The following is an 11,330-nucleotide window of genomic DNA, read 5'->3' on the forward strand; positions in this document are numbered from 1 at the left end:
GCTCCGGCGACGGAGCGGTATATCTTCTGATGGAATAACCCGCCTCGCGGGGGTTGGATCCAATGACGACATTCCTGTTCCGCTGCATTCTTCTGTGCTGCCTGACTTTCACGCTGTTCCTCCAGACAGGCGCTGCCCAGGAGATTCCCGGCGCCTCTGACGAGGTGCTGATCAAGAACTCGCTGATAGCTGAAACAGATCGGCCCGCACCTGGTACATCGAGTACCTTGGCCGTATTCATGGAGCCGCAATCAGGCTGGCACGGATATTGGAAACAGCCGGGCAGCATTGGCCTGGCACCGCAGTTCGATTGGAAACTGCCGGAAGGCGTCAATGTCGGCGAGGCAGCTTACCCGGTGCCGCAGACGCTGATGACCGGCGATCTGATGAATCATGTCTATGAGCACCCTTATGCGCTACTGGTGCCCTTTGAAGTTGATGGCTCGGTACCGCAGGGAACCTCGCTTCCGATCACTGTTGATATCAAATACCTTGCCTGCCGAGCTGATGCTTGCGTTCCTGAAGAAGCGTCGCTGGCTATTACTCTGATCGCTGGAAATGGAGAGGTGCCGTCGGAGCGCAAGGCGCGTTTCGACGAATGGAGACAGGACCTTCCGAGACCGCTGGGTTCAAGGGCAAGCTTTACTGTTATTGACGATGCTCGACTGCGCCTGAGCATCCCCCTGCCCGCCAGTGTGGAGCTGGACGATCCTCACTTGTTTATCGCCACCGACAAGATAATCGACCCCGCAGCGGAACAGGTTTTCAGCCGAGAAGGAGATGTGCTGACCGTCGAGACGCTGCTGGACAAGTCTCGGCAGACATCCGGCTCGCCTGCTGAGTTGGAGGCACTGCTGTCATTGGGGAATGGCACGGGCCTGGCATTGCATGGCCGCAGTGAGAATGGACCAGCGCAGGGCGACGATAGCCCCCGGAATTTGCCGGAAGCTGACATGGCTGGGGAACAAGGCAACACTACCCTGCTGCTGACGGCATTGCTCGGTGCCCTGCTGGGCGGTGTTCTTCTCAACATCATGCCATGCGTGTTCCCGATCCTGAGTCTCAAGGTGCTCAGCCTGGCGCGACTGTCCGGTGGTAAACGCGAAGCTCGGCGTGAAGCACTGGCCTACACCGCAGGAGTCGTGATCGTCTGTCTCATGCTGGGCGCGGTCATCCTTGCGTTGCGTGCAGCTGGCACTCAGATAGGTTGGGCGTTCCAACTGCAGGACCCGCGAGTTATCGTGATGCTTGCCCTTCTGACCACCGCCATCGGCTTCAATCTGGCGGGATTATTCGAGCTGGGCTCCATCAGCAAAGGCGCAAGACTGGCTGATCAGGGGGGTGTCGCAGGAGCCTTCTGGACCGGTGTACTTGCCGCCTTTGTGGCGACTCCCTGCTCTGGCCCATTCATGGCCACTGCCCTTGGCGCAGCGCTGATACTGCCCCCGCTTGCTGCGCTGACTGTCTTTGCCGGCCTGGGGCTGGGCATCGCCCTGCCGTTCCTTCTGCTTGGCTTCATACCCGCGCTGAGCCGCTGTCTACCCCGCCCCGGTCCGTGGATGGAAAGCTTCCGACATTTCATGGCCATCCCCATGTTTCTGACGGCCCTTGCACTGGCCTGGGTGCTGGGGCGACAGCTCAGCAACGACGGCTTGATTGCGAGTTTCTGTCTGATCATGTTGCTGTCGGTTGGGCTTTGGTTTACCGGCATACGCCAGCGAGCTGGCAAGCGATTAGCCTGGCTGCCAGCAGGACTGACTGTCGCGCTGGCGTTGGCAGGCAGCGTTCTGGTTCCCCACTCCTTTCCAGGGCATAAAGTGCCTGCCGCCAACGGGACAGCAAACTCCGCCGAAGCACGCGTGCTCACCTTCGATGAAAAGCGGCTGGCTGAACTTCAGCAGCAGGACCAAGCCATCTTCGTCTACTTTTCTGCAGACTGGTGCGTCACCTGCCAGATAAACGAGCAGCGGGCAATCCACACTTCCAGAGCACAGCAAGCCTTTGAGCAGGCGGGCGTGGTTACAATGAAAGGTGACTGGACCAACGGTGACCCTGCTATCACAGCCTTCCTGCAGGAACATGGCCGTTCTGGGGTGCCGCTCTACCTGTGGTATGCACCAGGAGAAAGCGAGCCTGAGGTGCTCCCTCAGATTCTTGAGCCGGATAGCCTCCTGGCGTTGGCTGATAAAGCCCACTGACCATCAACCCTTTCAGTTGGTCTCGGCGGCTTTCCTGAGCCGGCGTTGGCTTGTCTATCGCCGGCATAGCCAGTATCCATTATCGCTTGAGCTGGAATCGGACTAGCTTTAGTCATGCAGGGTCGTCATAGAGCGAACCGACAAGACAATGGCAACCGTGGAGCAAAACCAGCAATGAGTGATCAAGCTTCTACTTCAAAGTGCCCGTTTCACGGCGCAGGCGCTTCCACCCCGGCTGCCGGCAGCGGCATGACCAACGGGGATTGGTGGCCCGATCAGCTGCGTATCGACATTCTTCATCAGCATTCCTCGCGTTCCAACCCCATGGACGATGATTTCGACTATGCAGAGGAATTCAAGAGCCTCGACCTGGACGCCGTCAAGGCCGATCTGAAGGCCCTGATGATCGACTCCCAGGAATGGTGGCCCGCCGACTTTGGCCACTATGGCCCGCAGTTCATCCGCATGGCGTGGCATGCCGCTGGTACCTACCGCACCTTCGATGGCCGTGGTGGTGCGCGCCGTGGCCAGCAGCGCTTTGCGCCGCTCAACTCCTGGCCGGACAACGTCAATATCGACAAGTCACGCCGTCTGCTGTGGCCGATCAAGCAGAAATATGGCCGCAAGCTGTCCTGGGCGGACCTGTTGATTCTCACCGGTAACGTCGCGCTGGAATCCATGGGCTTCAAGACCTTTGGCTTCGCTGGTGGCCGTGAAGATACCTGGGAGCCGGATCAGGACGTCTACTGGGGTTCGGAGCATACCTGGCTGGGCAGCGACGAGCGTATCCTTTCCGAGGACCGTGATCTCGAGAAGCCACTTGGTGCGACCCATATGGGCCTGATCTACGTCAACCCGGAAGGACCCGAGGGTAACCCGGACCCGGTGGCGGCCGCTCATGATATTCGCGAAACCTTCGCTCGCATGGCGATGGATGACGAGGAAACGGTTGCCCTGATCGCCGGTGGTCATACCTTCGGCAAGACCCACGGTGCCGCTCCCGACAGCCACCTTGGCGCAGCTCCGGAAGGTGCTGGGCTCGAGGCGCAAGGGCTGGGTTGGGCCAGCAAGTATGGTTCCGGTTCAGCGGGCGACGCTATCGGCAGTGGCCTCGAGGTCACCTGGACGGCCACTCCGACCCGCTGGAGCTACTACTTCTTCGAAAACCTGTTCAAGTACGACTGGGAGCTGGTCAAGAGCCCCGGTGGCGCCTGGCAGTGGCAGGCCACCAATGGTGACAAGTCCATCCCTGACGCGCATGACCCGAGCAGCAAACGTCTGCCGACCATGCTGACGACGGATCTGTCGCTGCGCTTTGACCCGGCCTACGAGAAGATCTCGCGTCGTTTCTACGAGAATCCGCAGGAGTTCGCCGAAGCCTTTGCGCGCGCCTGGTTCAAGCTGACCCACCGCGATATGGGCCCCCGCTCCCGCTATCTCGGCCCGGAAGTTCCTCAGGAGGTCTTGATCTGGCAGGATCCGATTCCCGAGGTTGACCATGACTTGGTCAACGACCAGGACATCGCGGCGCTCAAGGCGAAGGTCCTCGCGTCCGGTCTGTCCGTCAGCGAACTGGTGTCTACGGCCTGGGCTTCAGCGTCCACCTTCCGCGGTTCCGACCTGCGCGGTGGCGCCAATGGTGGTCGTATCCGCCTGGCACCACAGAAGGACTGGGAGGTCAACCAGCCGGCGCAACTGGGGCGCGTGCTCGACCCCCTGGAGAATATCCAGAGTGAGTTCAACGCCGCTCAGTCCGGGAACAAGCGGATTTCGCTGGCGGACCTGATCGTACTGGCAGGCTCTGCTGGCATCGAGAAGGCTGCAAAGGATGCGGGTCACGATGTGGTCGTTCCCTTCACGCCGGGTCGTATGGATGCTTCCATCGAGCAGACCGACGTGGATCAGTTCAGCTTCCTTGAGCCGGCCGCAGACGGCTTCCGCAACTACATCCGCCTGGGGGTTGAGGCCAGGGGTGAGACGCTGCTGATCGATAAGGCGCAGTTGCTGACCCTGACGGCCCCGGAAATGACCGTGCTGATCGGTGGTCTTCGCATGCTGGGCACCAATGTCGATGCTGTCGAACATGGCGTCTTTACCCAGCGCCCGGGCGTACTGAGCAACGACTTCTTCCGCAACCTTCTCGATATGGGGACGGTGTGGAGCGCAGTCGATGATGAGCAGACCCTGTACGAGGGGCGCGATCGCAAGACCGGTGACCTCCAGTGGACGGCCACCCGTGTCGACCTGGTATTCGGCTCCAACTCCCAGCTGCGCTCGCTGGCCGAGGTCTACGCCACGGAAGATGCGGAAGTGAAGTTCATCGAGGACTTCATCGCTGCCTGGACCCGGGTGATGAACCTGGATCGTTTCGACCTCGCCTGAGTTCTGCCTCGGGTACCTGCAGGCCGGAGTCCTTTGGGGCTCCGGCCTGCCTTGTTTCCTCCGCTCCGTTTCCCCGCCTCTCTTTCATATTTCTGCCATATCTCTCCTCTGGACTTCTGCGCCCCTACCTTCTCAGCTCAGCGGCTTGCTCCGTTCGTGGTTTTCGTAGACGATCTCTTACAGTAAATTACGATATATCGTACATGACGCGACTAGCGCCACAGTGGGAGTCGTCAGACCCTTCCGGTAAAGTGCTGGGTAATATCAGCTCAGCAAGCTCTTGTGCTGGGTTCCTTGCGGCACAAGGACGTGCCGTCGACGCGAGCCCGCGCTGCACCAGCAGATCCACGCATCTGCTCCAGTGTGGCGTGGGCGACAATCAAGTTGATCAGGATCGGTTGATTTGATTACCACGTTAATGGCTTGGCGCGACTGCATTCGGCGTAAAGGACAACAACACCATGTTCACGGACGACTCCGGTGATCTGCTGACTCGACTCCTGTCGGGGCCGATTTCCCAGCACGAGCGCCTGCTCAGGCTGACCCTCAGCGGTGGCGACTTCATCCCCCATCGGCTGGTGGGCGAAGAACGCCTTTCGCGCCCCTTCTCCTATACCCTCGATTGCATCTCCCAACGCGGCGACATCGAGCTCAAGACACTGATGGCCCAGCCCGCCGAGCTGGCGATACGTCAGGCCGATGGCAGCTACCGGCCACTCTCCGGACTGGTCGAGTCGGCGGCGTTGCTGGGTGAGGATGGCGGAGTCTTCTATTACCAAGTGGTGCTGGTACCCTGGCTGGCGATGCTCAAGCTGGGCAGCGACAGCCGCATTTTCCAGGATCGCAACGTTGTCGAGATACTCGAGGAGGTCTTCGGCCAGCATGGCGTCGCCATGGGAGAAAATACCGCCCGTTGGCGTTTCGACCTGCGCCGCGAGTACCCCTCACGCAGCTACTGCGTGCAATACCGCGAGAGCGATTTCAACTTCGTCAGCCGGCTGTTGGAGCAGGAAGGCATCTGGTGGTATGCGGAGCACGCTGGAGAGGACGATGACTTCAGTGGTCACCGCATTGTCTTCACCGATGACCCGGAAACCTGTTCGCCGGTCGCGCCGCAGGTCATCCGCTTCCATCGCCAGGACGCCACCGAGACCGAGGACTCGATTACCCAGTGGAGCGGCCAGCGCCACCAGCAACCGACTCGCGTCAGCCTCGCCACCTTCGACTACAAGCAACCCGGTCTGGCCAAACATTCGTCACTGGACACCGTCCGCGATCAGGGCAACCTGCCGGACATGGAGGTCTATGACTATCCCGGCGAGTACTATTACCTCGACCATGAGCGTGGTGAACACCTTACCCTCAACCGCCTCGAGGCACTGGAATCGCGGGCCAAGCGCTTCCATGGCTCCGGTGGTGCGCGCCAGTTACAGATCGGTCAATGGTTCGAACTCAGCCAGCATGCCCGCCATGCCTCGGGCATCAACAATCGGAGTGACGAAAGCGAGCGCCAGTTCCTGGTGCTGGGCCTCAATATTCATGCCGAGAACGCCCTGCCGGTCTCCGCTCATCTGAAGACCCTGCCCGGCAGCCTGCAGGCGCGGATCGATGCCGCCTTCAAGGCCCATGGTCTTGAAGATGAGGATGCCTACCGAGAGGACTATCGGAGAGTCGGCACCGGCCATTATCTGGTCGACTTCGAGACCCAGCGCCTCAGCCAGCCCTACCGCTCTACTCTCGATCATGCACGCCCCGTCATCGGTGGCCCGCAGACGGCTACCGTAGTCGGCCCCGAGGGCGAGGAGATTCACACCGACACCCTGAACCGGGTCAAGGTGCAGTTCCACTGGGATAGGCAGGGCCAGCGCGATGCCCACTCCAGTTGCTGGGTGCGCGTCGCCCAGCCCAATGCCGGCGGCCGCTGGGGTGGCGTCTTCGTGCCGCGGATTGGTCAGGAAGTGGTGGTCGATTTTCTGGAGGGAGATGCCGATCGGCCGATCATCACCGGTCGCGTCTACAACGGTGATCAGACGCCGGACTGGCACAGCAACGGCCTGCTGTCGGGCTTCAAGAGCAAGACCTACCGAGGCGGCAAGTTCAACGAACTGGTATTCGACGACGCCACTGATCAGGAGCGGGTCAAGCTCAACTCCGAACACAGCAAGAGTCAGCTCAACCTCGGCTATCTGATCGACCAGCAGGGTAATACCCGCGGTGCCTTCCGGGGCACCGGTTTTGAATTGCGTACCGATGCCTACGGTGCCGTCCGCGCCAATGAGGGGCTGCTGCTGACCAGTTGGGGCCAGATCGGCGCCAACGGCGAACAGCTCGACATTACCCAGGCCTGGCAGCAGCTCTCGAGTGCCTGGCAACTCTCCGACACCCTGAGCAGCAGCGCCACCAGTCACAACGCCGAGCCACTGGACACCCGCGACAACCTCAAGCAGGCCAGCGAGGATGCCCAAGGCCGCCATGGGTCGGCGGGCAGTACCGGAGCCTTCGACGGCAGCAGCGCCACAACCGCCAGCCAGGGCGGGAGTGGTGAAGCGGCGAAGCTCAATGCCCCCTGGCTGCATGCCGCTTCCCCTGCCGGCATCGCCATGAGCACTCCGGAATCGACCCACCTCGCCCAGGGCAAGTCACTGAGCGTGACCAGTGGACAGGACATCAACCTGGCCACCGGCAAGAGCCTGATTGCCACCATGTCCGAGAAGCTGTCGATGTTTGTCCAGCGCGCCGGCATCAAGCTGTTCGCCGCCCAGGGCAAGGTCGAGGTGCAGGCCCAGAGCGACAACATGGAGCTGACCGCCGAGAAGGACGTCAAGGTCACCTCCACCGAGAAGAGTATCAATCTCGCCGCCGCCGAGGAGATTCTGATGGTCTGCGCTGGCGCCTATGTGCGCATCAAGGGTGGCAATATCGAGATCCACGCCCCGGGCAAGATCGATATCAAGGGCGCGCAGCACCTGTTTGCGGGGCCGACGAGTTTGAGCCCCTCACTGCCAAATCTGCCCGAGACCGAGCCGACCAATCTCGAGATCGAGCATCTCTACGGTAACGGTAAGCCGGTGCCCAACGCGTCGTATCGAGCCACCTTTGCTGATGGCTCGGTGCGTAGTGGTGTGCTGGATGCGGCTGGAAAGGCCTCGTTGTCCGATGTTCCCGGAGCCAGTGCGGTGATCGAGTACTTCGAGGATCCACGCGATATCGAGCAGAAACCACAGGCATGGCCCTACAAAAAGGCTGCCAAACCGGTCATTCAGATGTTGACCAGTGCATTGAAGAATAGCGTTCGCTGAAGCGAGCCTTTAATCAGGGAAGGAATCTTGTCATGGCCGATACTGGCGGTGTACTAGGGGTCAACGTCACCGAGGATGTGAACCGTATCCGCGAGCATGCCATCCATCAGCGTGTGATCACGGCGGAGCCCTACTCCGAAGGCGAAACGCCGGAAGCCGTCATGCTCATGGATGTGGAAGAGGACTCGGTATCCATCCTTGATGTGGTGGTACAGGCAGCCTATATGCTGCCGGTGATCGGCAATGTCATGGCGCTGGGCGATGTGGCTCGTGATGTGGCCGACCTCACTGGCAAAGATCCACGAGGTCAACCCAATCACCATAGTGCCTGGTTGTGGGCTGTACTGGTCATTGATGCCATTGGCCTGGTGCCCGCCGCGGGTAATGCCTCGCGTCCTATGCGTTTGGCGACACGTGAAAGTGTTCTGGCGTTCTCGCGTGGCGAAGGCGTCGAAATGGCGGCGGACATCCTGATCAATATGGCCGCAGGTCAAGCGCTTTCCTTCCTGGAGCAGCTTCCCGATTGGGTGGAATCAAAGAAGTCAGACTTCCAGAACGAGGTCATCAACATCATCGACAAGCTTGGTGAGTTCATCGAGCACCCCGTGGATGCGGCTACCCAGGCGGGAATGATCGAACGCAACCCTGCCTGGTGGGATATCCTCGACAAGGGCAAGAAGATCGTTTTTGTCGCCTTTGACCGTCTTCTCGATGCTCTGGGAGCTGACCGCCTGGAGTTGGTTGGCTCCCTGCGTGTGCTCAGTGGCGTTGCGGTCAACAAGATAATAGAAGGGATCGATGAGTTGCTGCCTCTCGTAGCGGAGTTGGCCAGTGAGGTAGGGCGCCGCAGAAGAGCCACGAGAGGCGTCAACCACGAAGGTGGCGCGATCACCGGGAAGACCAATCGGCATGTGCTCGATGCGGAATATCGTCAATCCTCTCGTCATGAGACGGATGCCAGTCCGACACCTGCTGGCTGCGCCTGTGGCTTCCCGGTCAGCAGGCGCAATAGCGGCAACCCCATCGACTATGTGATGGGCGACGAGAACCTGTGGCATACCGACTTTCGCGTTCCGGGCCTGATCGACATCGAGTGGACACGCTACTATCGTTCGAGCATTGACGAACTTGATGACAGTGAGCTTGGCGCACGTTGGAGCACGCCCTACCATTTGCGCTTCGAGGAACATGACGGGCAACTGACCTACATTGATGGCCTCAATCGTGCCCTGCCTGTCGAGTCATTGGCCATTGGCGAGAGCCGCTTCCTGCCCAGGGAGCAGTTCACACTCGAACACCCGGATGTCGACACCTATGTGTTGCGCTTCCTTGATGAAGGCGTCGAGCACTATCAGCGTATCGCCGAATCCGGCTCGGGGCAGCGTGTCCATTTCCGTCTGGTGGAACGACGTGAGCGTGACGGTCGAGCCCTCATCCTGAACTATCGCGAAGGTTGCCTTGCCAGCATCACGGATAACGCCGCGCTGGACCTGCGCTTTCACTACAGCGACGCCGGGCTGCTGGAGCGGATTGTTCGTCACTATCCGGGAAGCGATCAGGCGCAGGAAGTACTGGCCCGCTATACCCACGACGCACAGCGCGACCTGGTGACCAGCGAAGATGCCCGCGGTTACGAACGCCACTACCAGTACCAGCATCACCTCGTCACCCGCTATAGCCATCGCAACGAGTTGGCCGTCGAGCTGGAATGGGACTGGCCCGGCAAGGCCGAAGGCGCCCTCCCCTCGGCCCATGAGACCCGCTGTATCCGCAACCGTCTGGAAGACGGCAGCGAGGATACACGCTTCGAGTACCATCGGGGTCTGTGGTACACCCGTGTGACCGATGCCGCAGACGTGGTCACCATCTATCGCTACAACTATCACAACCTGATTGAGTCAATCACTCACCCCTACCATCCAGAACTGGGAAGTGAGCATTGGCGCTGGGATGAACATGGGCGCCTGATCCGTCATATGGATGGCGAAGGTCGCACCACGCGCTACCGCTACGATGCCGAAGGCCGGATGACCGCAGTGACCGATCCGCAGGGCCTGACGACGCAGATCGAGTACGACGACCAGGGCCTACCGGCCAGGGTCACCAACCCCGATGGTCGTGTGCGAGAGACACGCTTCGACAAGCGTGGCCTGCCGGTGGAGGAAATCGCCCCCAGCGGCCGCAAGACGACCTACAAGCACAACGAACGCGGTCTGCTCACCGCGATGACCGATGCCGCCGGCAACACCTATCGCTACGAGTGGAACGACCAGGGACTGCTGGTCAGCGCCAGTGACTGCTCGCAGAAGACCACCGAATATCATTACGATCATCGTGGCCACCTGTGCGAGATGATCAATGCCGCCGGTCACCCTACCCGCTATCGACTGGATGCTGGCGGCCTGCCGTTGAGTATCCAGCACGCCGATGGCGCTACCGAAACCTTTACCCACGATGGTGAAGGCAGTCTGACCGAGTATGTCGACCCTGCGGGTCAGCGCACCCGCTACCGCTACAACGGCAAGGGTCAGCCCATCGAGCGGCGCGACCCGCTGGGCCAGACCTTCAGCTATCAGTATGACCGCCTGCTGCGCCTGTCGGCACTGGTGAACCAGAACGGTGACCGCTGGAGCTTCCGTTATGACGGAGGCGGTCATCTGGTCGAGGAACAGGGGTTCGACGGTCGCCGCAAGACCTATCAATACGATGCCGCTGGTGCCCTGCGAGAACTGCACGAAGGCGATCAGGTAACGACCTTCAAGCGTGACAGCATGGGCCGCCTGCTGGAACGGCGCAGCGAGCGCCCCGGCCTGCTGCCGGTGACCACGCACTTCGCCTATGACCCGCTGGGGCGTCTGGTACGTGCCGCCAGTGACGACAGCGAGACACAGTTCCGCTTCGACGCCGCCGATAACCTGATCGCCGAGGTTCAGCGCCATCGTCTGCCCAACGGCAGTGAATACAGCGCTGTCACTCGCCATACCCATGATGCGCTGGGCAACCGTGAGACCACTATCCTGCCCGATGGCCAACAGATTGCCTGGTTGCGCTACGGCTCCGGTCACGTGCATGCCATGGCGCTGGACCAGCAGGAGTTGATCGGCTTCGAGCGTGACGATCTGCACCGAGAAGTCCGTCGCCATCAGCGCGGCCGCGAGGTCGAGTCTCGCTACGATCCGGTGGGCCGCCTGATCGCTCAGCAGCTCAAGCCCGCTCACGGCCAGGCGCTCAGGCGTCAATGGCACTATGCCGAGAATGGCCTGCTCACTGCCGTCGACGACAGCCTGCGTGGCACCACCCAGTACGGTTATGACCCGCTGGGCCGGTTGCGCAAGGCCTCATCGCCAGTGCGGGAAGAGCACTTTGACTTCGATCCGGCGGGCAACCTGGTCGATCCACAGGATCCGCAGGACAACGACACCACCTCTGCCACCCGCTGGCGCGGTGAGCG

At 60.8% G+C, this 11,330-nt stretch carries 4 protein-coding genes; all 4 read left to right on the forward strand.

Annotated elements, in window-relative coordinates; all coding sequences use genetic code 11:
- Positions 1–62: 62 nt before the first annotated feature.
- Complete coding sequence (locus tag BUE38_RS16430) at positions 63–2,198, forward strand: protein-disulfide reductase DsbD family protein (RefSeq protein WP_073436322.1); 2,136 nt, start codon at positions 63–65, stop codon at positions 2,196–2,198.
- Between the two features lie 174 nt (positions 2,199–2,372).
- The gene (gene katG / locus BUE38_RS16435) at positions 2,373–4,580 is read left to right on the forward strand and encodes a catalase/peroxidase HPI (RefSeq protein ID WP_073436323.1); all 2,208 of its coding nucleotides are present in this window, start codon (positions 2,373–2,375) and stop codon (positions 4,578–4,580) included.
- Between the two features lie 461 nt (positions 4,581–5,041).
- Positions 5,042–7,879, forward strand: a complete 2,838-nt coding sequence (locus tag BUE38_RS16440; protein ID WP_073436324.1) for a type VI secretion system Vgr family protein — start codon at positions 5,042–5,044, stop codon at positions 7,877–7,879.
- 32 nt (positions 7,880–7,911) lie between these two features.
- Positions 7,912–11,330 (forward strand): DUF6531 domain-containing protein (locus BUE38_RS16445; RefSeq protein WP_143166371.1); only part of this gene is annotated, 3,419 nt, incomplete at its 3' end.

It is taken from the genome of Halomonas cupida, from assembly GCF_900142755.1.
Classification (GTDB): domain Bacteria; phylum Pseudomonadota; class Gammaproteobacteria; order Pseudomonadales; family Halomonadaceae; genus Halomonas; species Halomonas cupida.

Bases quoted from the DNA above. Each gene is read 5' to 3' on its own strand.
- BUE38_RS16430 (WP_073436322.1), top strand. From the start codon at position 63: ATGACGACATTCCTGTTCCGCTGCATTCTTCTGTGCTGCCTGACTTTC.
- katG (WP_073436323.1), top strand. From the start codon at position 2,373: ATGAGTGATCAAGCTTCTACTTCAAAGTGCCCGTTTCACGGCGCAGGC.
- BUE38_RS16440 (WP_073436324.1), top strand. From the start codon at position 5,042: ATGTTCACGGACGACTCCGGTGATCTGCTGACTCGACTCCTGTCGGGG.